At 68.1% G+C, this 24,768-nt stretch carries 23 protein-coding genes; 12 read left to right on the top strand and 11 right to left on the bottom strand.

The window, feature by feature from the left end; genetic code table 11:
* The first annotated feature begins 50 nt into the window (after positions 1-50).
* Entirely contained in the window at positions 51-959 is a 909-nt protein-coding gene (locus IU448_RS24805) for an acyl-CoA thioesterase (RefSeq protein ID WP_324188709.1), read from the top strand.
* A gap of 28 nt (positions 960-987) precedes the next feature.
* Here IU448_RS24805 and IU448_RS29635 read toward each other — a convergent pair whose 3' ends face one another.
* The 6 genes from IU448_RS29635 to aztB form a co-directional block, all read right to left on the bottom strand.
* Positions 988-1,794 carry a FadR/GntR family transcriptional regulator gene (locus tag IU448_RS29635; RefSeq protein ID WP_195058106.1) on the bottom strand — a complete coding sequence of 269 codons (807 nt, stop codon included), beginning with the start codon at positions 1,792-1,794 and terminating at the stop codon, positions 988-990.
* Positions 1,795-1,895: 101 nt separating this feature from the next.
* Entirely contained in the window at positions 1,896-2,423 is a 528-nt protein-coding gene (locus IU448_RS24795) for a DUF1990 domain-containing protein (protein WP_324188708.1), read from the bottom strand.
* Between the two features lie 187 nt (positions 2,424-2,610).
* Positions 2,611-3,951, bottom strand: coding sequence for a TerD family protein (locus tag IU448_RS24790; protein WP_195058105.1), 1,341 nt, complete (start codon positions 3,949-3,951; stop codon positions 2,611-2,613).
* A 199-nt stretch (positions 3,952-4,150) separates the two neighbouring features.
* Positions 4,151-5,305, bottom strand: a complete 1,155-nt coding sequence (gene aztD / locus IU448_RS24785; protein WP_195058104.1) for a zinc metallochaperone AztD — start codon at positions 5,303-5,305, stop codon at positions 4,151-4,153.
* 59 nt (positions 5,306-5,364) lie between these two features.
* Complete coding sequence (gene aztC / locus IU448_RS24780) at positions 5,365-6,276, bottom strand: zinc ABC transporter substrate-binding protein AztC (RefSeq protein WP_195058103.1); 912 nt, start codon at positions 6,274-6,276, stop codon at positions 5,365-5,367.
* Complete coding sequence (aztB, locus tag IU448_RS24775; protein WP_195058102.1) at positions 6,273-8,381, bottom strand: zinc ABC transporter permease AztB; 2,109 nt, start codon at positions 8,379-8,381, stop codon at positions 6,273-6,275. The genes aztC and aztB overlap by 4 nt, the downstream gene beginning before the upstream one ends.
* Before the next feature lie 59 nt (positions 8,382-8,440).
* On the opposite strand from aztB, the gene aztA reads away from it, so the two are divergent.
* The 5 genes from aztA to IU448_RS24750 all read left to right on the top strand — a co-directional run bounded on the left by aztA (position 8,441) and on the right by IU448_RS24750 (position 13,038).
* Complete coding sequence (gene aztA, locus IU448_RS24770; RefSeq protein WP_195058101.1) at positions 8,441-9,112, top strand: zinc ABC transporter ATP-binding protein AztA; 672 nt, start codon at positions 8,441-8,443, stop codon at positions 9,110-9,112.
* Between the two features lie 271 nt (positions 9,113-9,383).
* The gene (locus tag IU448_RS24765) at positions 9,384-9,680 is read left to right on the top strand and encodes a DUF6285 domain-containing protein (RefSeq protein ID WP_195058100.1); all 297 of its coding nucleotides are present in this window, start codon (positions 9,384-9,386) and stop codon (positions 9,678-9,680) included.
* A gap of 58 nt (positions 9,681-9,738) precedes the next feature.
* Positions 9,739-10,740, top strand: a complete 1,002-nt coding sequence (locus IU448_RS24760; protein WP_195058099.1) for a phosphotransferase family protein — start codon at positions 9,739-9,741, stop codon at positions 10,738-10,740.
* Positions 10,741-10,748: 8 nt separating this feature from the next.
* Positions 10,749-12,032: an acyl-CoA dehydrogenase family protein gene (locus tag IU448_RS24755; RefSeq protein ID WP_195058098.1), complete on the top strand. Its 1,284-nt coding sequence runs from the start codon at positions 10,749-10,751 to the stop codon at positions 12,030-12,032.
* Between the two features lie 229 nt (positions 12,033-12,261).
* Positions 12,262-13,038: a crotonase/enoyl-CoA hydratase family protein gene (locus tag IU448_RS24750; protein ID WP_195058097.1), complete on the top strand. Its 777-nt coding sequence runs from the start codon at positions 12,262-12,264 to the stop codon at positions 13,036-13,038.
* Positions 13,039-13,157: 119 nt separating this feature from the next.
* On the opposite strand, the gene IU448_RS24745 is transcribed toward IU448_RS24750, so the two are convergent.
* Complete coding sequence (locus IU448_RS24745; protein ID WP_324188707.1) at positions 13,158-13,754, bottom strand: TetR/AcrR family transcriptional regulator; 597 nt, start codon at positions 13,752-13,754, stop codon at positions 13,158-13,160.
* A 52-nt stretch (positions 13,755-13,806) separates the two neighbouring features.
* Between IU448_RS24745 and IU448_RS24740 the strand changes: the two genes are divergently transcribed.
* On the top strand, positions 13,807-14,658 hold the full coding sequence (locus IU448_RS24740; protein ID WP_195058096.1) for an alpha/beta fold hydrolase: 852 nt from the start codon (positions 13,807-13,809) through the stop codon (positions 14,656-14,658).
* A 211-nt stretch (positions 14,659-14,869) separates the two neighbouring features.
* On the opposite strand, the gene IU448_RS24735 is transcribed toward IU448_RS24740, so the two are convergent.
* Positions 14,870-15,562, bottom strand: coding sequence for an LLM class flavin-dependent oxidoreductase (locus tag IU448_RS24735; protein WP_228814202.1), 693 nt, complete (start codon positions 15,560-15,562; stop codon positions 14,870-14,872).
* A gap of 77 nt (positions 15,563-15,639) precedes the next feature.
* Here IU448_RS24735 and IU448_RS24730 point away from each other — a divergent pair, with 77 nt between their 5' ends.
* Positions 15,640-17,082 carry a sodium/glutamate symporter gene (locus IU448_RS24730; RefSeq protein ID WP_195058095.1) on the top strand — a complete coding sequence of 481 codons (1,443 nt, stop codon included), beginning with the start codon at positions 15,640-15,642 and terminating at the stop codon, positions 17,080-17,082.
* A gap of 104 nt (positions 17,083-17,186) precedes the next feature.
* On the opposite strand, the gene IU448_RS24725 is transcribed toward IU448_RS24730, so the two are convergent.
* Entirely contained in the window at positions 17,187-18,857 is a 1,671-nt protein-coding gene (locus tag IU448_RS24725; protein WP_228814200.1) for an ABC transporter permease, read from the bottom strand.
* A complete protein-coding gene (locus IU448_RS24720) occupies positions 18,854-19,768 on the bottom strand; it encodes an ABC transporter ATP-binding protein (protein WP_195058094.1) in 915 nt (304 codons plus the stop codon). Before IU448_RS24720 ends, IU448_RS24725 begins: the two co-directional genes overlap by 4 nt.
* A 64-nt stretch (positions 19,769-19,832) precedes the next feature.
* Here IU448_RS24720 and IU448_RS24715 point away from each other — a divergent pair, with 64 nt between their 5' ends.
* Positions 19,833-20,348 carry a GbsR/MarR family transcriptional regulator gene (locus IU448_RS24715; protein ID WP_280458044.1) on the top strand — a complete coding sequence of 172 codons (516 nt, stop codon included), beginning with the start codon at positions 19,833-19,835 and terminating at the stop codon, positions 20,346-20,348.
* A gap of 156 nt (positions 20,349-20,504) precedes the next feature.
* On the opposite strand, the gene IU448_RS24710 is transcribed toward IU448_RS24715, so the two are convergent.
* Positions 20,505-21,419: an alpha/beta fold hydrolase gene (locus tag IU448_RS24710; protein ID WP_195058093.1), complete on the bottom strand. Its 915-nt coding sequence runs from the start codon at positions 21,417-21,419 to the stop codon at positions 20,505-20,507.
* 509 nt (positions 21,420-21,928) lie between these two features.
* Here IU448_RS24710 and IU448_RS24705 point away from each other — a divergent pair.
* From IU448_RS24705 to IU448_RS24695, 3 genes are all read left to right on the top strand, one after another.
* On the top strand, positions 21,929-22,441 hold the full coding sequence (locus IU448_RS24705) for a hypothetical protein (RefSeq protein WP_195058092.1): 513 nt from the start codon (positions 21,929-21,931) through the stop codon (positions 22,439-22,441).
* A gap of 446 nt (positions 22,442-22,887) precedes the next feature.
* The gene (locus tag IU448_RS24700; protein ID WP_195058091.1) at positions 22,888-23,442 is read left to right on the top strand and encodes a copper chaperone PCu(A)C; all 555 of its coding nucleotides are present in this window, start codon (positions 22,888-22,890) and stop codon (positions 23,440-23,442) included.
* 22 nt (positions 23,443-23,464) lie between these two features.
* Positions 23,465-24,658: a Dyp-type peroxidase gene (locus tag IU448_RS24695; protein ID WP_195058090.1), complete on the top strand. Its 1,194-nt coding sequence runs from the start codon at positions 23,465-23,467 to the stop codon at positions 24,656-24,658.
* Positions 24,659-24,768: the final 110 nt, after the last annotated feature.

The raw sequence follows: 24,768 nt of genomic DNA, 5'->3' as shown, positions 1-24,768 counted from the left end.
CGGCGATTCGTAACGACGCAGGGGCCCCGGTCAGGCCCCATGGACAGCGTGTGAACGGCCGGGCGCACAAAGGATCGGGAGCCGACGGGGTCGCTGAATCATCGATGGCCCGCATGCTGGAAATCTTCGACGTCCGGCCCGACCCGGTGGTGCCCGCGCGGTACCTGGGCGATAGCGACGGCGGTACGCGCAGGGTGGTCGACGGCAGTCAGATCCTCGGACAGAGCATCGTCGCGGCCACCAAAGCCCTGCCCGGTCGCACGGTGCGCACCGCGCACGCGCTGTTCGTCTCCGCCGCCGATCCCGATGGTGCGCTGGACTTCACCGTCACCTCGATCAAGGCCGGACGCAGTTTCGCGAGCGCCACGGTAACCGCCTGCCAGGACCAGAAGGTCCGCACGAGTTGCACAGTGCTGCTGGACACACCGCAACCCGACCTCGTCCGCCGCGACGAACCGTCCGGGCCGGGGGTGCCCGGACCGGACGAAGCGCTAGCGGCGGACAGTTTGCCGCTGCCGGGGCGTGAAGTCCGGATCGTCGGCTGCGCCGATATCAACGATCCGGACGAAGTCGGCCCGCCGGTGGTGGACGCCTGGTTGCGCTACGACGAGGTACCGGCGCGCGACGATCTGCACCGTGCCGTACTCGCGCATTTCACCGGGCATCTCGGAATCTCCACGGCGCTGCGCCCGCATCCCGGACTCGGTACCGCACAGGCCCACCACACCCTGTCGACGGCGCCGATGGGAATCGCGGTGACATTTCACGACCCTGTGAAATGGGACGGCTGGTTGCGCTACCACCACGAGGCGACGTTTGTGGGTGCGGGCGCCGCGTATATCCGTGGCCAGATCAGCACCGGGAACGGCCGGCTGATCGCCTCGTTCACCCAGGACGCGATGATCCGCACGTTCGACCGGGGGCCGGTCACCGATATTCCGAGCGCGGCCCGGCTCTAGGCGTACGCGCCCGGCCGGTGTGCCCGGATCACCGGCGGATGCCCTGGGCGCCGCGAATCGCCTGCTGGGCCATGGTGGACGACGCGTTGACGATGCCGTCGTCGAAACGGTCCAGCAGCAACGCTTGTGTCGCCGCGAGATGCGCGCACGCCATATGCTCGGCCGCCGAGGCCCGGCCGGCGGCGATATCGTCGACGATCTTCTGATGGGTGCGGACCGCGGCCTGCGCCTGTTCCCGCGACGGATACTCGCCGCGACCGGTGAGCGCTTCGGCCCACGCCTCCTCCTGCGCCGACCACAGCGTGACCAGGCTGCTCACCACGTAGCGGACGGTCGCATTCGGCGTGAAAGAGACCACCAGATCATGGAATTCACGCGCCGTCTGCGTGAAGGCGATCCCGTCGTCTACCAATTCTTCGGACTTCTCGATATTCGCGGTGAGCACCGGGACCACCATCTCGAGGCGGTCGTCGCGGCGGGCGCATTCGGCCGCGCACATCGGTTCCAGCATCTGCAGCCCGGACGCCAGATCGCGCAGGGTCACCCGGGCGCCCTGCAGGGCGAGGCCGAGGTGGTACGCCGCCGATGTCTCGCCGGGCCGGTGTACCTCGGCGCCGCCGACATTGCCGCGGCGCACGGTGACCAAACCCTCGGTTTCGAGAATGCGGATCGCCTCGCGGATCGACGGATAGGAGACCCCGAATTCCTGTACCAGCTGATCCTGGGTGGGGAGACGGTAATCGTCGGTGCCGTTGAGGATCCGGGTGCGTAATTCGTCCGCCACCGTCTGCGCCACCCGGTGCTGGGTGACCCGCCCACGCCGCGGGGCCGTCACGACAGCCGCTTCCGGCCGGAAAAGTGCACCATAACCGCGAGTTTATAGCGAAACCCACCAGTTCATCAATGATTGCAATATTTGTGAGGACAGCGGCTGCGTCACCGTTCGGGCGGCGTGCGTCGCAACGCCATGACATACGCCTCGGCGGCCAGGCGTTGCACAGCCCGGGTCACCGGCCCACCGAGACGGGTGTACCAGGCCGCGGGGCGCGAGAATGCGCGCACCACCCCGTAAACCGTCGCCGTAGCGCGGTCGTATTCGACCGCGAACAGTTCCTCACCCGATGCGGGATGGCCCGGCAGCGTACCGTAGGCGAATCCCCGGCGATCCTCCTCGTCCACCACATACACCACCCGGCACGGTGCGAGCACCCCGAACCGGCCGATCCCGAGCCGGACCGTGACGCGCGCTCCCGGTTCGGCCCGCGGTGTCTGCGCCTCGGCCAGCAAATGCAGGCCGCGCTGCATCCGGTAGGCCAGGACGGCCTCGCCGAACCGCCGGAAATCGTCGCGCCCGCGGCCGAGCCGGCGGCGGAGGTCCTGATGGTGGTACCCGGCCGGCATCGCACCACGGGTGGCTCCCACCTCCGCATAGGTGAACGGCGGACGTTCGGCGGAATTCGTCACGACACGATTGTCCCCCGCAACCGGCCGGGATCGTGCGCAGGGTGACACCGAAACGGTCGCCGAGTCGCGGCCCCGGGCCGGCATCGAGCCGCGGGCCCCGACCTCCGAAAAGGTCAACGGTGGACCTGCAGCCGAACTCGTCGCGGCGCGGGGTACTCCCACCTCCGGATTTGTCGATCGGGAACGATCAGGTGCGGTCGGCCTTGAACTGGTTCACCGGACCTTTGTCCATCCGCACTTCCACCCGTCCGTCGGGCTGCAGCGCCACCGCAGGGCGATGTTCGGAGAAGCGGCGGCTGTAGAGTTCGAGGCGTTCGATGAGCACACCTTCGGGCCGGTTGTAGACGATGCCCGGCACACAGGTGAAGATCCAGCTCGACTTCTTCGCCTGGTCGGCCGGAATGCTCACCGAATCCGCGCCGCTCTCGATGGACAGCGTGACCCGGTATTTGCGGAACGATCCTGTTCCGTTGTTGATCGCCGAATACGCCACCGGCACCACCGCGACGATCTCGGGCGCCAGGCACACCTCGATGATCTCCTCGGTCAGGCCGCCGCCGCGCTGGACATCCCCGCGGCCGCGGTCGCCGAGATGACGCACCAGATCGCCGTACTGCGGGCTCGCCGGAATCCCGGCGGCCGGAAAAGTGGCCACGTGCACGATTTTTCCGTCGGACAGGACGACCAGGGCGTAGGCCTCGTAGTCGGTACCGCTGGCCCACGCCACCCGCAGCCGGACGAGCGGCGCCTTCTCCAAAAGCACCGGCCCGGCGTCTTTGCCGAGGGTGATGACGCCTTTGCCGAAGTTCACACCGGGCGGCGAGGATTGCGGATGCCCGGGGTCGGCGGAGCCCGTCCGGGCCGGCGGATGGCCTGGTGCATCCGCGAAACCGGCCGGCCCGCCGACCGATGCCGCGGGGGCGGCCGGATACTGCGCTGCACCCGCGGTCACGTGCTGTCCCGGGGCCGGCGGCGTCGGATGACTCCGCTGCGCCGGTGGTCGAGTCGATGTGCCCGGCGTCATCGGGATGGCCGGTGCTGGGGCTGGTTCGTCATCGACGGTGATCCCGAAATCGGTGGCCAACCCGGCCAACCCGGTGGCGTACCCCTGTCCGATATTGCGGAGTTTCCAGCCGCCGGCCCGCCGGTACACCTCGGCGAGCAGCACCGTCGTCTCCGCGGTCGAGCCCGTGATGGGCAGGTCGTACACACCGGCGCCGGCTTCGGTGATACGCACCGACAGGGCGATCGCGCCGAACGTCGCGGTGTCCACCGACGCCGCGACCACCATCCGATGGGTGTCATCGGTGACCGCCGCCAGATCGCTGGTGATCTCGCCCGCCGTCAACCGGACCGCGGAATCGGGGGATACCGGCTGGTTGTAGAAGACGAAATCGGCGTCGCTCCCGACCTTCCCGTTTTCTCGCAGGCACAACACCGTGAGATCGATCCCGGACGGGACTGCCGATATCCGCAACTGACCACCCCGCAGCGCGGTATTCGCACCTTTGCCGATCGTCTCGGGCATCGAGCAACCCCTGTCGTTCGTCGCGTCGTCCTCCAGCCTATAAGGACGGCGAGCCGTCCAGCGCGGTGCTCGCGGCTCGCGGCCGTGCCGGCAACTTCAGGGCCGGGATAGCGCATCTATCGGTTCGTGTGCCCCGGATATCGGCAGACATCCGGGGCACACGCTGTCCGGTCTCCCGGCGAACCCGGTGGGGCGAACGTCAGGCGACCACACCGCTGAGTTCGTTCGGGACGTCCGGCAGCGTCACCGACTGGGTCACCGCACCGGAAGCCAGATCGATCCGGTGGATCTGCTTGGTGGCCGGATCGGATACGTAGGCAATTCCCTCGCGGACGAACAAAGCGGGACGGGGCTGCTGCCAATCGATCGGCTCCTGCCAGGAGTCGATGACATCGATGGTCCGGGTCACCTTGCCGGCGACCGGGTCGATCACGTGAACGGCGCCGTCCGTGCCGAGAACGAGCGCCTCGCCCTGCGGTCCGCGGGCCAGCGAGCGGAAGGTGTAACTGGTGCCCAGATCCACCAGCCGCAGCGTGCCCTTCTCGGTATCGATCAGCGAGATGCGTTCCGGGCGCTCGAGTTCGGCGAACTCATCGGTCTTGTAGTCGCCGAGCACGATCGGGGAGACATCGCTACCCGCCTGATTTCCGATCCGGCCGTAGGAGTCCGGGCTGCCGACCTTGGTGAGCTTACCGTCCCGGTAGACCAGCACACCGTTCTCGCAGCCGACCACCAGGGTGTCGCCGGCCGCGGTGGCCTCGCCGTGCACGCCCGGGCATTTCTCGTTGCGGGCTACTTCTTTGCGGTCGGCATCGAGGATCATCATCCCGGTCCGCTCCTCCTCGTTGCCGAGGGTGACGGCGAGTTCTCCGCTTTCCAGTTCCACGGCCACACCGTGATGCGGTTCGGCGGTCTGGTATTCGGTGGTTTCCGGGACGCCACCGGCCAGATCGGCGGGGTCGAAGGAGATCACCTTTCCGGTGCCGTCCGAGAAGAGCACGGTGCGTCCGGCATGGCGCACGACGTGCCCGGGTTTCGGTCCGGGGAATTCGATATCGGTGAACCGGGCCCCGGCCGCGTCGAGGACTTCGAAACCGTCGGCGGTGGATACGATCACATGCCGATCGTCACCGGCGGGATTGACCCGGTTGAATCCACTGAGCTCCACCCCGCCGCCCCGCTCCAGGGTGGCGCCGTCCAGTAGATGGATACCGCCGTCGTAGGTGACCGCCAGTGGTTCGGCGATCTCGATCTGTTCGCCGGAATCCGCGCCGCCGCAGCCGCTCAGAGCGACCACCGCGGTGAGCAGACCGGACAGTGCGGCTGCTCTTCTGGTGCCGGATCGATTCTGCATTGTGTTCCCTCATCTTCTTCGTGCTGCCCGCGGCGACGATCCACCGCGGGTATTGCGGGTCATACGAGGCCGGTCACCATCGCTGTGGTGTTGGCGCGCATCATCTCCAGGTAGGTACCGGCACCCGCTCCGGGGGCGGTCAGCGATTCGGAGTACAGACCGACGATCCGCACGTGGACACCGGCCTGTTCGGCCAGCGCTTGCGCGAGGCGGTCGGGCCGGGCGGAATCCACGAATATCGCCGGAACTCCGGTGGTCCGGATGGCCCCCGCCAGATCGGCGAGGTCGGCGGCGCTCGGTGAGGCCAGCGTGGTGCCGCCGGGGATCACGGCGCCCACCACCTCGAAATCGAAACGTTCGGCGAGATAACCGAACACGTGGTGATTGGTGACCAGTTTGCGGCGCTCGGGCGCGACCGTGGCGAAACGTTCGGTCATCCATCGCTGCAGGGTGTCGAGTTCGGTGAGATAGCGGTCGGCGTTCGCCCGGACGGCGGCAGCATCGATACCGGGCACCGAGGCGATCACCTCGTCGCGGATCACCTCGACCGCCCGGCGCACCCGCTGTGGATCGGTCCAGAAATGCGGGTCGGGTGTGCCCTCGGAATCGCCGGCCCGGTAGGGGAGCGGGTCGATCCGATCGCCCACCGACAATTTCGCCACCCCGGCTTCGGCGGCCGCCGTCACATGCCGTGCCAGGCCCTCTTCCAGGCCCAGACCGTTCTCGACGAGGAGATCGGCGTCGTCGAGAACCGCGGCGTCCTGGGCCGAGAGTGCGAACGAATGCGGATCGGATCCCGGCGGCATCAGTACCGTGACCGGTGCCGTATCGCCGACCACGGCGCGGGTGATATCGCCGAGGATATCGGTGGTGACGACGATCCCGCCGCCCCCCGAATCGGTGAATCCGCAACCGGTCAGCGCGAGCACGCCGGCGAGGAGAACGGCGCAGATACGGGTGATCGTGGTCATCGTCCGGTCTCCACCATCAGGTCGGGGTCGATATCGAAGGAAAAGGTGCGGGCCACGCGCAGATCGTCGGAGTAGTCGATTTCGTGGACCTCGCGCCGGGCCGGGTCGTTGAGGTAGGCGCGTTCGGCGTCGACCAGCAGCGCCGGTGGCGCGGCCGGGTCGACGGGCGCGGAAAGCACCCGCTGGTGGGCTGTTTCGGCGCCGGTGGCCGGATCGTAGGCGTGCAGGACGCCGTCGGGGGTGAGTGCGAGCACGGCGGTTCCCGCGCCCGCTGTGGTCGCCGCGGTCACCGGTCCGGTCGCGATCGGGCGCCAGGCCCGGCGGGCGATATCGAGGACCAGAACCCGCGATTCCCGGACCGCCACCAGCACATCACTACCCGGCCGGTGGAAGAAGCCCGCCACGCTTCCGGTGGTCCCGGCGGGATACGGCAATTTTTCGGCCGTGAACCGATCGTCGCGTTCGGTCACCAGCAGTGCTCCGTCGCCGCAGGAGAACACCGCGCCACGCCGGGTCACCGTGTACCCGCCCGGATCAGCACATTCCGGGGTCAATGTCTCGACCGGTTCGTCCTCGCGCGTGCGGACCTCGACCTGGGCCGACCCCGGACGCACGACCAGCAGGTGCCCACCGTAGGGCACCGCGACCCCGTCCACCACCGGACCGGTCCGCAGCTTCCCCTCATCGAGAGCTGTGCGGTCGGCCGGCACGGTGGATCCGGTATCGAGTACCGCAGCGGACACCATGGGATCGCTGTGCGCGGACCGCACGGATCCGTCGACGACCCCCACCCGGCGCGGTTGTGTCCGGTAGTAGTGCACGTGATCACCGTGGTCGACGACCCAGCTCCCGCTGTCCACCACGGTGGTGGCGTCGGCGGTGGCGAGATAGGCGTAACGCCCGTCGCCCGCGAGTGTGGTGACGCCCGGGACCGGTTCGAGCTCCGCGATCTCTTCGGTCACCAGATCGAGCAACCGGACCGCACCCGAATCCCGGTCGGCGACCACCAGCCGCGGCTGGGCGCTTGCACTCTCCTCGGCGCCTTCCACATACCCGTGCGGCACCGGTTCGGCCGGTTCCTCGCCACCACAGGCGGCAACCGGAATCACCAGCAGCCCGGCCAACGCCACCCGGGCCACGGTTTTCACCCGCAGCGATCGTGCGGTTACGCCGGAACGCCACTTCGTACTCGGCGAGTTGCCGCGTACGGAGCCCGCAGGGCGGGGTTCGGCGGGGCCGGGCCGGCCCCCGCGGTCGTTCCCGGAGCCGCCGGTCCCGGGGCGCGCCCGCACCGCGCTGCGAACCCGCGTGGCCAGGGCGGAGAGGAAGAAGATCGTCACCGCGGTCAGCGCGATGGTCGCCCCGGCTGCGGTGCTCGCATGCCAGGACACCAGCAGCCCCACCGCGGTGGATATCGCGCCGATTCCGGCCGCCAGCAGCATGATCCGGGGGATGCGATGCGTGAAATAGGTCGCCGCGGCCGGGGGAGCGATGAGCAGCCCGAGGACCAGCAGGGTGCCCACGATATGGAATGATGCCGCGATCGCCAGGGTGAGCAGCGCCAGCAGCGCGATCTGGGCGGCGCGTGGCCGCAGTCCGAGCGTATGGGCGGTCCGCGGGTCGAAGCTGAGGGCGACGAAGGCCCGGTGCCCGATCACGGTGATCACCAGTGCGACGGCCAGCGCCGCGAGCAGGAAGACCAGATCGGCCGGTCGCGTGGCGAGAACGTCACCGAAGAGGAAGCCGGTCAGGTCGACAGCGAACGATTGCGACCGCGATATCAGGATCACCGCGGTGGCCAGCATCGCCACGAACAGCAGCCCGATTCCGGTATCGGTGGACAGCCGGCGGTTACGGCTGAGCACCGATACGCCCGCCGCCATGGCAGATGCGCTCACCAGCGCGCCGAGGAGCAGGTTCCCGCCGAGCAGCGCGGCCACCGCGACTCCGGGCAGCATGCCGTGTGCCATTGCTTCGCCGAGAAAAGCCATGCCCCGCACCACGACCCACGTTCCGGCGAGGGCGCACAGGCACGAGACCAGCAGTCCGCCCCAGAGAGCCCGTTGGACGAATGAAACCTCGAACGGGGCGATCAGCCAATCCATGATCGAACACTGTAAACTGATAACGATTGTCATTACAAGTTGATTGCGGGAGTCACAGTATGCGCACGGCGGATATCGAAATCACCGGTCTATCGGCCGGATACCGCGACAACCTGGTGCTGCGCGACGTCACGGCGACCCTGCCGGCCGGCCGGGTGACCGCGCTGATGGGGCCCAACGGCTCGGGGAAATCCACCCTGCTCGCGGTACTAGCCGGCATCCTGACCCCGGTATCCGGATCGGTCGACCGTCCCGGCGCCCGGCGCCCGGCCCTGGTCGTCCAGCAGCAGTCGGTCCCGCCGACCCTGCCGATCACGGTTGCCGAAACCGTCGCCATGGGCCGCTGGGCGCAGCGCGGTCTCTGGCGCCGCCTCACCCGCGCCGACCGGGCCGTGGTCGTGCAATGCCTCGAACGGATGGATATCGCCGATCTCGCCGGCCGCCGCCTCGATACCCTGTCCGGCGGACAGCGCCAGCGTGTCCTGCTGGCCCGCGCGCTGGCGCAGCAATCGGATCTGCTGCTACTGGACGAACCGAGCACCGGATTGGACGCCGCCGCTCAGGAAGCCATCGGGGCCGCCGTCCGGGAAGCCGCGGCCTCCGGGGTCACGGTTGTGCACGCCACCCACGATCTCGCCGACGTCCGGCATGCCGACCACTGTGTACTCCTGCGCGCCGGGCAGGTCGTGGGTACGGGAGACCCCGAGTCCGTACTCGCCCCGGCGGCGTAGACCACGGCTGTGCGGTCGGCCGTGATGGCTCGCGTGACGGCAGTGATTCGACCGCGATCGTCGTTCGGCGCGAAGGCCGGCCGCCGGCAGTGTGCACAAGCGGTTTGTCGCCGGGCGCGGGCGGAGGAACGCCCCCTGGTGCGACAGTGAGAAGATCCTCTACTGTTTGTCTCACTCGCGTCGATAAGCGATGACAAGGAGGCCGGATCGTGTGCTCCAGCGAGCCCGCCGCCGTGTCCGCGGGCGCCGGAATCCATCGAGGGGAGCCGTAGTGCAGAACAGACCCACGGCAGCCGAGCTGCTGGAATCACTCGCCGAACTGCTGGAGGACACCCTGCTACCGGCACTGCCCGCGGATCTGCAGCATCGTGCGCGGGTCGGGGCGAATCTGGCTCGTATTCTCGGCCGGGAAGCCGAACTCGGTCCCGCGGCGGCTGCCCGAGAACAGGAGCTGCTCGCGAGCGTTCCGGCCGGTGACGACGAAGCACTCTGGCGCGCTCTGGCCGAGGTGGTGCGAGCGGATCTTGCCATCGCCAAACCCGGCTACGACAGCTGGGAGCGAGAGTGAGCGTGGCAGTGGCGCAGCGTCCCCACAGGCGGCCTCGCGCAGACGCCCCGGAGGCGGTATGAGTACCGACCCCGCCCGCGGCCTCACCGATTTCCTCACCGGAGAACTCGGTGACCAGGTCACCATCTCCGATTTCCGGTTCCTGTCCGCGGGCGCGCGGCGCCGCAATATCGCCTTCACCGCAACCGTCGGCGATACCCCGCGCCGATTGGTCGCGACCGTGGTGCCGCCGGCCGTCGAACTCATGCCCGTGGAAGCGGAAGCCGGTGTCCGGGAACTGGCGCGCGCACACGGCGTTCCGGTCCCCGCGGTCGTGGCGACCTGCACCGATACCGCCTACGTCGGTGAACCCTTCCTGATCTCCGAACATATCGACGGCGAAACCGTGCCGCGCCGGGTGCTGCGCACCCTCGCCGCCGCCGGGAACGCGGAGCAGACGGCGCGGCAGTGGGGCGCGGCCATGGCCCGCCTGCACGGTATCGATCCGGCGCTGGCACCCGAATCGGTGCCCGCCGCCGGCGCCGACCCGGCGGCCGAACATCTCGCCGAGGTCGCGGCGGTGGCGGGCGAATTGCTGGCCGACCGGCCCGTTTTCTCGCTCGCCCTGCGCTGGCTGGAGAAGCGGTTGCCGGGGCCGCCACCGCGTCCCGCGCTCGTGCACACCGATATGCGCAACGGCAACCTGATCATCGGCGCGGACGGATTACGGGCCGTCCTCGACTGGGAGGGCACACAACGTTTCGGTGACCCCATGCGCGATATGGCTTGGCCCGCGCTGCGCATGTGGCGGTTCCGCGAGGACGCGCAGGAATTCGGCGGTTTCGCCGGCCGCGACACCTTCGTCCGCGGCTACGAGGACGCGGGTGGGACCTTCGATCCGGACCGCTACCGCTGGTGGAAGGTGATGGGCACTCTGTACTGGGGCGCCGGCCTGGCCCAGCAGGCGGCCGCCCATCTGGACGGCACTGTCCGCGATATCGTCATGGCCGCCAGCGGGCGCCGTGTTTCGGAGATCGAATGGGATCTGCTCATGCAGATCCGGCCCGCTGCGAAAGCATAGGAGTCACCGTGGATTTCGAACTGCCCGCCGAACTACGCGCGTATCTGACCGAACTCGACGAGTTCATCGAACGCGAAATCGAACCGCTCCAGCAATCCGGCGACAATATCCGGTTCTTCGATCATCGCCGCGAAGATGCCCGCACCGATTGGGATCGCGGCGGCCTGCCCAGTGCGGAATGGGAGGAGTTGCTCGCCGAGTCCCGGCGCCGCGCCGATGCCGCCGGCCACTACCGCTATGCCTTCCCGAAGGAGTTCGGCGGCCGCGACGGCACCAATCTCGGGATGGCCGTGATCCGCGAGCACCTCGCCCGGCGCGGACTGGGCCTGCACTGCGATCTGCAGAACGAGCACGCCATCGTCGCCAACAATGTCGGCCTGCTGCTGATGCTCGAATACGGTTCCCCCGCGCAGAAACAACAGTGGGTGGACGGTCTCGCGGCCGGCACCGAATTCTTCGCCTTCGGTATCACCGAACCCGAACACGGCTCGGACGCAACCCACATGGAGACCATCGCCGTCCGCGACGGCGACGACTGGGTGATCAACGGCACCAAGACCTGGAACACCGGTGTTCATATCGCCGACGCCGACCTCATCTTCGCCCGCACCTCCGGCAATCCCGGCGACGGCCGCGGTATCACCGCCTTCCTGGTGCCCATCGACGCGCCCGGATTCACGGTCGAGGAATACCTGTGGACCTTCAATATGCCCACCGACCACGCGCGGGTCTCGCTCACCGATGTCCGGGTGCCCGATTCGGCGATCTTCGGCCAGGAGGGCCGCGGCCTGGGGGTGGTCCAGCATTTCTTCAACGAGAACCGCATCCGGCAGGCTGCATCCAGTCTCGGTGCCGCGCAGTACTGCGTCGACCGGGCCGTCGCCTACGCCAACGAACGCAAACCGTTCGGTAAACCGCTGTCGTCGAACCAGGCCATCCAGTTCCAGCTGGTCGAACTGCACACCCAATGCGAGATGCTGCGCGCCCTGGTGCACAAAACCGCCTGGTCGATGGACAAGTACGGCACATTCGCAGTGTCCGAACAGGTCTCCATGTGCAACTACTGGGCCAACCGCCTCTGCTGCGAGGCCGCCGACCGGGCCATGCAGGTGCACGGGGGCCTCGGCTACTCCCGCTACACCCCGTTCGAGCACATCTACCGCCACCACCGCCGCTACCGGATCACCGAGGGCGCCGAGGAGATCCAGATGCGTCGAGTCGCGGGATATCTGTTCGGATTCATGGACCGCGCCGCGGTGAAGGGCGTCGGCGGCACCACCGGACAGGGCTAGCCTTCGCCCGAGTGCCCTCACCGGCTGTGATTCCCGGTTCCGTAAGCGGCCGTCGGCGCTACGAAGCGACAGTCGCGGGATGCCGAGCGGAGGTTCTCGACCGCGATCTCCTCGGGCGGGCCGTGCTCCGGTCGGCCCGGTAGCCGTGCAACGGGCACTGTTGGTTGAGTCGCATTCACCGTAGCCACGGTCGGCGTAGCGTAGGGATCTATTCAGGCAAGGAGCTTCCGTGACTCTTCCAGCAGTACGTATCGAACGCGAGGGCCCGGTTTTCACCGTGATCCTGTCGCGCCCCGAAGCTCGCAATGCCGTGGACGGCCCGACCGGCGCGGCACTGTACGACGCGTTCACCGAATTCGACCAAGACGAATCGGCCGCGGTGGCCGTGCTGTGGGGCGAGGGCGGAACCTTCTGTGCCGGAGCGGATCTGAAGTCGGTGGGCACCGACCGGGGAAACCGGTTGGCGCCCGACGGCCCCGGCCCGATGGGGCCGAGCCGGATGCGGCTCGGTAAACCCGTGATCGCCGCGGTCGCCGGGCACGCCGTCGCCGGCGGTTTGGAGCTGGCGATCTGGTGCGATATGCGGGTCGCAGCCGAGGACGCGGTGTTCGGTGTCTTCTGCCGCCGCTGGGGCGTGCCGCTGATCGACGGCGGCACCGTGCGCCTGCCCCGGCTGATCGGTACCGGGCGAGCCATGGACCTGGTACTCACCGGCCGGCCGGTGGACGCGGCGGAAGCCCTGTCCATGGGACTGGTGAACCGGGTGGTGCCCGCCGGTACCGAACGCGTGGCCGCCGAGGAACTGGCCGCCGAGATCGCCCGCTTCCCCCAGACCTGCGCCCGCCAGGACCGGCTCTCCCTGCTCGAGCAGGAAGGTATGACCGAACCGGAAGCCCTGTCCAACGAATGGGAACACGGACTGATTTCCCTCACCGACGCCGCCACCGGCGCCCGGCGCTTCGCCGACGGCGCGGGCCGCGGCGGCTCCTTCGCCGACCTGGGTTGAGCCGACGCGGCGAGTTCGGTGTGCCGGCCCGCGCCGCCCGGGCGGCCGGAGGCAGCCGTGACTGTCGGCGGTGAGCTGTCGGGCGGCCGGAATACCTGGTGGATTACATCCCGCACTGCCTAGCGGTCCCGGACGGTGAGCTGGGACAGTCGTGCGCTCATCGCCCGGCCCGCGGCGTGGAGTGGTTCGGTGGAGCGCAGGGTGCGGCTCAGGACGAAAGCGCCCTCGAGGGCGGTGAGGGTGCCCAGGATCAGTTCGCGTGCGGTGTCCTCGGGCAGACCCCGGCCGGTGAAATATGCGGTCCCGTCTTCGATCCACGACGCGATGATCTCCGCGGCCACCGCGCGCAGTTCCGGCTCGGCGTCGGCGATTTCGCCCGCGACAGTGCCCACCGGGCACATATTGATCCACCCGGTCTGCTCGATTTGCTCGGCGGCCGTGGTGAAGGCGGCGGGCAAGGCTTCCCGCAGATCGGCGTAGGGGTCGAGCAGCAGCGGGATCAGCTGCCCGTAGGCCACCCCCGCGTCCCGTAGGGCGGCGGCCGCCAGTTCGGGTTTGCCGCCGGGGAAGTGGTGATAGAGCGATCCCATCGGCGCGTTCGCCGCGGCACTGATCTGTTTGACGCTGGTGCCGCTGTAACCGCGGGTGCGCAGGAGTTCGATCGTTGCGGTCACCAGTCGCTCGCGGGTTCCGGTGGTTGACATCTTCTCGGTCACCGTTCCAGACTAGAGCAATCACTCTAGAGCGATCGCTCGAAAGGGGACGGAAATGCCGACAGTCGATATCCCCGCAGGCCGGATGCACTATGTGGAACACGGCGACGGTCCACCGGTGGTGCTGCTACACGGCTTGCTGATGAACCACACCGTTTGGGACAGGGTGCTTCCGTTGTTACCGCCGGGCTTCCGCTATATCCGGCCCGACCTGCCGCTGGGAGCCCACTCGATCCCGCTCGAGCCGGGCGCCGACCTGAGTATGAAGGGGCTGAATCGCCTGGTCGCGGACTTCCTGGCCGCGCTCGACCTGCACGATGTCGTCCTCGTCCACAGCGACTGGGGCGGCGCCCTGTTCCTCACCGCCTACGGCCTGGACGAACGCGTCGGCGGGCTCGTGATCCTGCCGTGCGAGGCATTCGGCAACTTCCCGCCCGGACTCCCCGGCAAACTCGCCACCGTCGCGAGCCGGGTTCCGGGCGGGGTCACCCTGGCGCTGCGGCAACTGCGAGTGCGGTGGTTGCGCCGCACACCGCTGCTGTTCGGCTGGATGGCGCGTTACCCGATCCCCGACGATCTGGTCCGCGATTGGACCGAACCGGGCCTGCGAGACGCGCGAATCCGCCGCGATCTGCTCGCCTACACCCGGTCGGGGTTCCCTGCCCGCGAACTCATTGCACACACCGAAGAACTGCGCCGATTCCGCGGTGCGGCACTCGTGCTGTGGTCGTCGGCCGGCAAAGTGATGCCGCGCGACCACGGCCGGCGACTGGCAGAGCTGATTCCGGCGGCCGGGCTGGTCGAGATCCCGGACGCCTACGTGCTGTCCATGCTGGACCAGCCCGAGATCGTCGCGAAAGCGATGTCGGAATTCCTGCTCGGCAGCCGGGCCCGCAGCGCCAAGTGACGCCGACCGGCGCCGGACGCCGGCGGTGCGAACGCAACGCCCGGAGTTCGACCGCGGTGCGGCACTCGCCGCGGGCCGCCGATTGCGCGGTGTTGAATCGCCGCCGTTGCCGGCCGGGTCACGACAGGGCGTTGCGCAACGAGCCGCGGGGTGGTGCCGGACAACGTGCGGGCAGGTTCGTTCGGGACTCGAGGTGGGCGCTGTGGCACTTTCAGTTCGGTAGGTGCGGTATGACCTCGGCCGCGAACAACTCCATTCTCGCTGCCGCCGGTTTCGCCCCGGTCATGAAGATCACCGAATCCATTCCCTGTCCCGCGCGTTCGGTCAGCCGATCCACCAGCATGGCCGGCGTGCCGACGTAGCCCTCGTCGAGGGCGAACGCTTCGGCTCCGTAATGCCGGTGTGCCCGAGCCCGGACCCCAGGGAGTTCGCGCTCGTTCTCGGCAATGGCCAGTACCGCCTGACGGGAGTGGCGGATCGTGGCTGGGTCGCGGCCGATGCGGGTGCATTCGGCGCGCTCGCCCGCCGAACCCCATGGCAGCTCTGCCTGGCGATGTTCTCCGGGAATGGATCCGCTACCGAGCCCGAACTCGAGCCGTCCGCCGGAGATCACATCCGACGAGGTCGCCATCCGGCCCAGTACCGCCGGACGCCGGAAGTTGTTGCACAACACCAAGGCTCCTACTCGCAACGTCGTGGTGCCGGCGAGTAGTGCGGTCGCGGTCGTCCATGCTTCCAGGGCGGGATACTCGGGTAGTCCGGGCGACCAGAGGTGATCGAAAAGCCAGAAATGCGCAGCCGTCGGGACGTAGCCTGGTCGCTCTCCTCTACTGTGCCGACAGGTGTTCCCGCCAGTGGCAGGTTTACAGAATGATGGACCGTTGCGTATCGTACCGTCAACCAACGGTAAGATTTGGTGCGGTGCTCACGCTCGGCCACTGCGAAGCCCCGCCCGGATCGTCTTCGAGAAAGCGGGTGGGTATGTCTCCCAATGCAATCGGGTTCGCACTGTTGTTGCTGGGTGTGTTGATGTTGGTCGCCAAGATCATCAGAGTCAAGTGGCGATTGGCGCAGAAGTTGTTCATTCCCAGTTCGATCATCGGCGGGGCGCTGGCTCTGCTGATCGGGCCGGATGTCTTCGGCCGGATCGCCGGGTTGTTCGGAACCGACCGGTTCGCCGAGTCGGGGCTGCTGACCCCGGAGATCATCGAGGTGTGGAAAACCCTTCCGGGCCTGTTGATCTCGCTGGTTTTCGCCGGACTGTTGATGGGGCACAAGCTGCCGTCGCCGAAGAAAGCGTTCCGGGTGGCCGGGCCGCAGATCGCTTTCGGAATGACGGTGGCCAGCGGCCAGTACGTGTTCGGTTTGCTGCTGGCGATTCTGGTGCTCGGGCCGGTGTTCGGGCTGCCGGCGATGGCAGGCACGCTGATCGAGATCGGTTTCGAAGGTGGGCACGGCACCGCCGCGGGTATGGCCGGCACCTTCGAGGAATTCGGATTCCCCGAGGGACAGGACCTGGCACTGGGGCTGGCAACAGTGGGCGTTTTGTCCGGCATCATCTGCGGCATCGCGTTGATCAACTGGGGTGTGCGCACCGGTAAGACCACCGAATTGCGGGTAGATGCGCAGCCTTCGGTTGCCGAGCGTGCGGGTCTGGTGGAGAAGGAGCGGCGTCGTTCCGCGGGAACGCTGACAGTGAATCCCTCATCGATCGAGCCGTTGACTCTGCATTTCGGGTTGCTGGCGGTGGCGGTGCTGATCGGGTGGCTGATGCTGGAAGGGGTGCAGTGGGTGGAGTCGAAGCTGTGGGCCGACAGCTTCGAACTGTTCGCTCACGTCCCGCTGTTCCCGATCGCCATGATTGGCGGGATCATCGTGCAGGGATTGATCCAGGCGTTCGACCGCGAGGAGATCGTGGACGTGCAGATGATCGAGCGCCTGCAGGGTTTCAGTCTCGATGTACTGGTCATCGCCGCACTGGGAACCTTGTCGCTGACGGCGATCGCGGCGAATATGGGGCCGTTCATCCTGCTGGCTGTCACCGGACTGGTATGGACCGCCGGGGCGTTCATCTTCCTGGCGCGCCGGATGCTGCCGGATTTCTGGTTCGAACGCGGAATCGCCGATGTCGGCCAGGCCATGGGGGTGACCTCCACCGGGCTGATCCTGCTGCGGGTGGTCGACCCGGATCTGAAAACCCCGGCGTATCAGGCGTTCGGATACAAGCAGCTGATCCTGGAACCGTTCTTCGGGGGCGGTCTCGTCACCGCCGGGGCGATTCCGATCATCGCCAACTTCGGGGTCGGCTGGCTGCTCGCGGGCATGCTCGCATTGTTCGTCGGTGCTCTTGCCGCCGGGCTGTTGTACTTCGGCCGGCGCCCTGTCGCCGCTACTGCCGGGGAACCGGTGACAACCGCATCCTGACAAGTGTGACCCCGCCTGCCCGGCGCGAAACTTCGCGCCGGGCAGGCGGCTTCCCGGCCGTTTTCCGGTGACCGGCAAATCGTGTGTTCCGGCGGCCGGCGCGGTCATGTCGCGTCCAGATCGCGCTCCCGGAATCGGTAGGCGCCGACGGCAGCGGATACGGCCGCAAGGACGGTCAGCACGATCAACGCCGGCCAGCGCAGCTCCTCCATCGGAATACGCGCCACGTGCTGGAACGGGGACAGATCATGGACCCACTGCGGCAGGTTCATGATCGGGCCGAAGAAACCGAGGACCAGGGCGACCCCGAACAGAGCCCAGGTGGCGCCGATCGCCTGTGGGAGGATGCCGTAGAGCAGTGCGGCAATCGCCAGTACGAGCAACACCGCGGGCGCGAATACGAGGTGGGATACGAGGCCGTCGACCACGTAGCCGGCGTCGCCGACCGACAGGGCCAGCGCAATCCCGAATGCCAGGCCGGTCGTGGCTAGCAGGGCGAGCACGCCGAGCGCCGCGACGCCGATGTACCCGGTGAACCAGACCACCCGGCCGGTCGCGGTGGCGAGCACCGGTTCGGTGCGGCCGGTGGTTTCCTCGGTGCGCAGGGATTGCACGGCGAGGATCGCGAAAACCGTGACCAGCAGGGCGTCGAAGAACGCCATCGTGCCGAGGTAGCCGTCGAGCATACGGCTCGCATCGCCGCCCATGACGTCGACGACCTGGTCGGGCAGGTCGTCGAAGGAATCGACGATGGTATTGCCGATCCCGCCGTAGAGCGCGCCACTGGCCACCAGGGCACAAGTCCAGCCGATGAGCCCGGCCCGTTGCAGGCGTGCCGCCAACGCTACCGGTGTGGCCAGCCAGGCGGGCGCCGCCCGGTGGCCGGGACGCGGCGGTACCAGCCCGGCACCGAGGTCGCGGCGCGAGGAGAGGAAATAGGCCACCGCGGTGACTGCCAGAACCAGCGTGGCCGAAAGCAGCAGCGGCCACCAACGCCCGTCGGCGTAGGCGCGGGTCTGCTGTGACCAGGCCAGCGGGGACAGCCACGACAACGCGCTGCCACCTTCCCGGACGGCATCGCCGGCCGCGCGGATGACATAGGCGATGCCCAGTGCCAGACCCGCGAGCCCGGATGCGGCGCGGGAGTATTCGGTGATCTGCACGGTGACCGCGGTGATCGCGGCGAAGATCAAGCCCGCCGCACCGACACTGGCACCGAACAGTAGGGCGTCGGAGGTATCGAGTCCGGCCGCGGCGAACGAACCGGCGATCAGCAGGGTCACCGCGAGGTTCGCGATGACCGCGAGGACGAGTGCGGCGGTGAGCTGGGCATGGCGGCCGACGGCATTGGCGCGGACGAGTTCGGCACGTCCGGTCTGTTCTTCGACGCGGGTGTGCCGGGAGATGAGCAGGATATTCATCAGCGCGGCGAGCAGCAGGTAGTACAGGCCGTAGACGGCGACGATCACCGATTCGATGGTGGGATCGGCCACGCCGTATCCGGGGCCGGAGATCAGCGCGCCGACGACGCCCTCGCTGAACTGGCTGACGGCCCGCAGGTCTTCGGGAGTTGTGTATACCTGCTGCAGTGCCGAGGCGTAGTAGACGCTCATCAGCGTGATGCCGAGGACCCATGCGGGGAGCTTGATCCGGTCCCGCCGCAGATCGAGCCGTACCAGCGCGCCGGTACCGGCCAGAGTGTCGCGCCAGGTGGTCTGCTGCGGATCGATCGGGGCCGCGGCGGGTGTGCCGGAATGTATTGTCGTGGTCGTCATTCGCCTGCTCCGTTGCCTGCGGCGGTGAGTTCGTCGCCGTAATGGCGCAGCATGAGCTCTTCGAGCGTGGGCGGGTGGCTGGTGAGCGCGCGAACCCCGGCGCGGCTGACCGCCGCGATGGCGGCGTCGAGTGCGTCGGTATCGACATCGAAACGGACCCGGCCGTCCTCGGCGATCACATTGTGGACGCCGGCCAGCGCGCTCAGGTCCCCGACCGGGCGTTCGGTCACGGCTTCGACCGTGGTGCGGGTCAGGTGCCGGAGCTCGCTGAGGGTGCCCGTCTGCACGACCCGACCGCTGCGGATGATGCTCACCCGGTCGGCGAGTTTCTCGACCTGCGCCAGGATGTGGCTGGACAGCAGAACCGTACCGCCCCGGGCCTTCACCTCGGCGACCACATCCTGGAACACCACTTCCATCAAGGGGTCGAGCCCGGCGGTGGGTTCGTCGAGCAGGAACAGATCCGCGTCCGAGGCCAGGGCCGCGATCAGCGCGACCTTCTGCCGGTTGCCCTTCGAGTAGGTGCGGGCCTTCTTCGTCGGGTCCAGGTCGAACCGTTCGATCAGCTCTTCGCGACGGGTCGTGTTCACCGCGCCTCGCAGCCGGGCGAATACGTCGATCGCCTCTCCGCCGGTGAGGTTCGGCCACAGTTCCACATCGCCGGGGACGTAGGCCAGGCGGCGATGCAACGCGACCGCGTCCCGCCAGGGATCCCCGCCCAGTAGTTCGACCGAGCCGCTGTCGGGGCGTAGAAGTCCGAGTAGGACCCGGATGGTCGTGGTCTTCCCGGCGCCGTTCGGGCCGAGGAAGCCGTGGACCTCGCCTCGCCGGACGTCCAGGTCCAGGCCGTCGAGCGCGGTGGTGCGGCCAAAAGTCTTGCGCAACTCGGAGATTGCGACGGCGGTATCCATACCCCTCAGCGTACATTTCTTTCACAAATGTGTGAATAGTTTGAAGGCTATGATGTAGCTGCATGTGCCGATAGGGGTAGAGGAGGTCTGGGTGGACGAGCAGGACCAGCAGGAACAGGCGGTCCTGCGGTTCGTCGAGCAGTTCGCGCTGTTGCTGGCGGACTCGGGCACACCGCGGATGGCGGCGCGGGTCTTCGCCTACGTCCTCGCCGACGATGCCGAGCGCTACACCGCCCAAGAACTATCGACCGGGTTGCAGGTCAGTCCCGCCGCGATCTCGGGCGCCGTCCGCTACCTCGTCCAAGCCGGGTTGCTCGGCCGCGAACGCGAACCCGGCGCGCGTGCCGACACGTATCGTGTGTACGACGAGGATGTCTGGTCCGCGATCACCGGTCAGCGTCAGGAATCTCTCGACCGGGCCCTGCGGTTTCTCGGCGAGGGGGTCGAACTGCTCGACGCCGCTCGTCCCGGCGGCCGTCGGGTCCGCGAAACGCTGGAGTTCTATCGGTTCATGCGCGCCGAACTTCCCGAGATGATGGGCCGCTGGCAGAAGCACCGCCGCGAAATGTTTCCCGACTGATCTGCGCGCTGATCTGCCACGACAGTGGGTGGTCGATGCCGGTCCCGAAGGTGCACGCGGCACGGCCGGGGCAGTGCTGCCCCGGTTGGGCAACCCAGCACTGCCGAGGCAATCCGATTCGGCCTACTCCGACGCTGTCCGGCCGGTCGGTCGATATCACAGGCGTCCGGTGAGATCGTCCACCAGTGCCACGACACCGGCCGGGTCGTCGTCGAAGGCCAGGTGTCCACAGCCCTCGAGCACGTGTAGTTCGCTTCCGAGCAGTTCGCGGACGGCGGGTTCCAGCCGGTCGGGTGGCAGGAAGATGTCGTGGGAGCCGGTGGCCACCACACACGGTGCCGACCGGCATCGCTCGAGCACTGCGGGAGCCAGTGGGGCGGGCGCCAGGGTGGTCCGACAGTAGCGGGCGACAAGAGTCATCCACTCCGTCAGGTGCGGTGCCACAGTCTGCTCCGGGCCTGTCATCAGGCGCAGGAGGCGTTGTGTGCGGTCGTGTGCGGGCGCGGCGAGCCAGGTCATGGTTGCCGCGAGCAGGCGTGGCGGTACTTTCAGGCGAACCAACCCGGCCGGCGCCACCAGTACTCGGCCGGCGACTCGTCGGGGTGGGCAGGCCAAGGCGATCGCGCCACCCAGCGAATGCCCGAGCAGTACGGCCGTGTCGGGCACGGTCTGCTCGAGCGCTTCGCCGATCCAGTGCCCGTACCAGGCGAGCCGGTCTTTACGTGGTCGTTGTGGCGCGCTGAGACCGGGCTGGCCCGGTACATCGAGGGCGATGACCCGGTGGCGCGTCGCCAGTCTCGCCAGAAAGGGGAGCGAGGCCGCGGTGTTCATATTCGTTCCCGGGATCACCACAACCGTTGGCCCCGGCTCGTGTTCATGGCCGAGGGCCACGACCCGGGTGGGGCCGGCCGAAGTCATGATGGTCCACCGCCGGTGGGCAGTGTCCCATTCCTGGAGTTGCCGGGTGCACCACAGGCCGATGACTTCACTGCTGGAGGTGTTCAGATAGCCGTTTCCATTGGCCTGCCGTCCCTTTCCGATACGTGGCGGTTCCGAAAGATGCGGCGGCATGGTCGGACCCCTTGCCCGTAGATGTCGGGGATGCCGCCGTTGCCGAGGGGTGGCAGCGGTCTCTGTGCGCGGGACGGCGGTGATCCGCCGTATCCCGGGCCAGGAGCCTGAGGTAGGGGGTGGAGGTGAGCTCATCGGCGCGGGGCCTCTTTCGTCGGTGTCGACCCGGCCCACGTGAAAGCCGGGTATGCCGACCAGGCTTCCCGGCTCTCCTGGTGCAAAGATGCCGTACGGGCCACGTCGAACGCAAACCGCGATCCCGTGACGAGTCGTGTTCGGCCTGTTCGCCGGTCGACTGCCCGCCGTTTTCTCGTCGGACGAACCGCGTTCAGGTCGGTCCAGGGATGGAATGAGATCGGGCCGCGCGAGAAAGCTTCGACGGTCCATACGACCGTTGCGCGGTGTACGGCGTGTGCAGTCCGTTGCGGGTCCGCTGCAGCACGGTGCGCCGATCCGCTGCGGTGCCTGCCGATTCAACTACATCCGGTAGTAGAAGCTAAACTTCCGATATGGCGCCGGATGTGAATCACGTACTGCGTGGCGCATCCGTCGGTGCGCTGTCGGCGATCGTCACGGCCGCGGCGCACAGCGCCGGCGGTGGAGCGCTTCCGTCCGAAGCCGGTTTCCTGCTTCTTGTCTCCGTATGCGCAGCCATCGGCTGGGTGACCGGATCGATGCGCGGAATATCGCGCGTTCGATTGATGGGGGCGCTCGCGGCCGCGCAGGCGTTCGGTCATCTCGCGTTGTCGCTGATGGATACGCACCCGCACGGCGACCCGGCCGACGGCCGGATGTTCTGGGCACATCTGGTGGCGGTTGTCGCGGGCGCCTATCTCGTCGATGCCGCCGAGCGCGGTTCCCGCTGGGCGGCATCCACCCTCCGGCGCGTAGTGCCGGCCCCGGCGCCCGGCCCCATCGACCGGACGCTGTGCGTGCCGGTGACGATGTATCGGGTCGTCCGCACACCGCGGCTTTTCGATCTCTCCGGCACCGGCACCCGCGGACCTCCTTTCGCCGCCTGATCCGCCACTCGCGAAACGCCGAGCAGGACGGTAGAGCTACGGAACAACGGGTTGCCGGCTACCGCACCGGCCGGCTTTCGGCAGGGCCGCCGATCGGCCATCGATCAGCCGCCGGCTGTAGCGCCGAGCGGCCTCCGGCAGTGACATCGCCGGCCCGCTCCGGGACCGACCGTGCTCGAAGCCGTAAAGCGGCAGTGGCAGAACGTTTCCGCCTGACGACGAGTCGAGACATGAACGAGGTCTCGACCCCACCGAAACTGCGCGTCCTCGCCCGCGGGCTGTCTCGTCACTCGATATCCGCAGGCGCGATCCGTGTACTCGCTGTGCCCTTGTGCCCTTGTGCCCTTGTGCCCTTGTGCCCTTGTGCCCTTGTGCCCTTGTGCCCTTGTGCCGCGACCCGCGATCCGGGAATGACGCGCCCATCCGATTTCCGAAAGTGATCACACATGAAAACATCTATCCGACGCGGCGCCTTCGCGGCGGCGCTGTCCTGTGCCGCCGCCCTCTCGGGCGCGTGTTCCACCGACAATGCCGAATCCATGGGCCGGCAGGCCGATTCGGTGGTCGTCCACGAACAGTGGGTGAAGGCCGCCGATTCCGGGATGACGGCGGCTTTCGCCGAATTCCGCAATTCCGCCGATACCGAGGTTCGCGTGGTCGCCGCGTCCTCACCGGCGGCCGGATGGTCCGAGCTCCACGAGATCGCCCCGGGAGATACCGGTGCACCGGTGATGCGGCCGAAGGCCGGAGGTTTCGTCATCCCCGCCGGTGGGACCTACACGCTCGCGGCCGGTGGCGACCATCTGATGCTGATGGATCTGCTCGCTCCGCTCACCCCCGGTGCGGAAACCGAGATCACGCTCGAATTCGAGGACCGGTCCACCAAGACATTCACCGCACAGGTCCGGGATTTCGCGGGTGCACAGGAGAACTACCAACCGGGCGGCGGCCATCCCGCCGGCGCCCCGGCCGCCCCGTCGACCCCCGCACACGGTGGGTGAGCGGGAACCGCGGCGGCGAACGATGACCCGGCGGCGGCTGCTCGGTTCGAGTGCCGCCGCCGTCGGTGCCGCGGGAGTCGGTGCGGGAATCTACGGGGTCGCCGACGGGAGCCGGCCGGCGGCGGCCGCCACCGGAACCGACACCGTCGCCTGGGACGGCCCGCGCCAAGCCGGGATCGCGACCACGCCGCCGCAAGCGCATGCGTTGTTCGTCGGCCTCGATCTGTTGCCGCGGGTCGGTCCCGCCGAGCTGATCGGCATCATGAAGGTCTGGACCGCCGATATCGCCCGGCTCACCCAGGGCCGGCCCGCACTCGCGGATACCGAACCCGAACTGGCCGCCGCGCCGGCCCGGCTCACCGTGACCATAGGTTACGGACCGGGCGTCTTCGCGGCACTCGGCCGGCCGGAGGCCGCGCCAGCGTGGCTGATGCCGCTGCCCGCGTTCTCGATCGACCGCCTCGATCCGGCCTACACCGGTGCAGATCTGGGTCTGCAGGTGTGTTCCGACGATCCGGTCACGGTCGCGCACGCGGTGCGGGTTCTGGTGAAGAACGTCAGGTCACTGGTCACTGTGCGGTGGATACAGCGCGGATTCCGCCGGGCCCGGGGCACCGAGGCCCCGGGGACCACGATGCGCAATCTGATGGGCCAGGTGGACGGTACGACCAATCCGGAGCCCGGCACCGCGGATTTCGATCCCCTGGTGTGGGACGACGGCAGCGACCGGTCCTGGATGCGTGACGGGACCTCGATGGTGTTGCGGCGGATCCGGATGGAACTGGACACCTGGGACGAACTGGACCGGCCGGGCCGCGAACTCAGCGTCGGCCGCACACTGGCCACCGGGGCTCCGCTGACCGGCACGCACGAATCCGACGAACCGGATTTCGCGGCGACCGACCGTAACGGCATACCGGTCATCCCGCCGAGCGCGCATATCGCCCGCGCCCGCCACACCCATCCGGGTGAACGGATCTTCCGGCGCGTCTACAACTACGACGATCCGCCGGCGCCGGGGGAGGTATCGAACTCGGGACTTCTGTTCGTCTCGTTCCAGCGCGATATCACTGCCCAGTTCGTGCCCGTTCAGCGACGCCTCGACGAATTCGACGCGCTCAACGAATGGACCGTCCCGGTCGGCTCCGCGGTATTCGCGATTCCGCCCGGAGTCGGCTCGGGCAGCTATATCGGTGAGGGTCTACTCGGCCGCTGATACGGGCGGTGCGATGACGGGCGCCCCTGGCGGTTTCGTTCACGACCTCGGCGTGGCGAGCTGCCGGGGGCACCTGTCGCCGGCCGGACAACGCCTCTTCGTGCCCCTGT

Origin of the sequence: Nocardia flavorosea, from assembly GCF_015477805.1 — a bacterium.
Lineage (GTDB): Bacteria > Actinomycetota > Actinomycetes > Mycobacteriales > Mycobacteriaceae > Nocardia > Nocardia flavorosea_A.
Note: the sequence above shows the minus strand (reverse complement) of the source record. Positions and strands in the feature narration are given on the sequence as shown.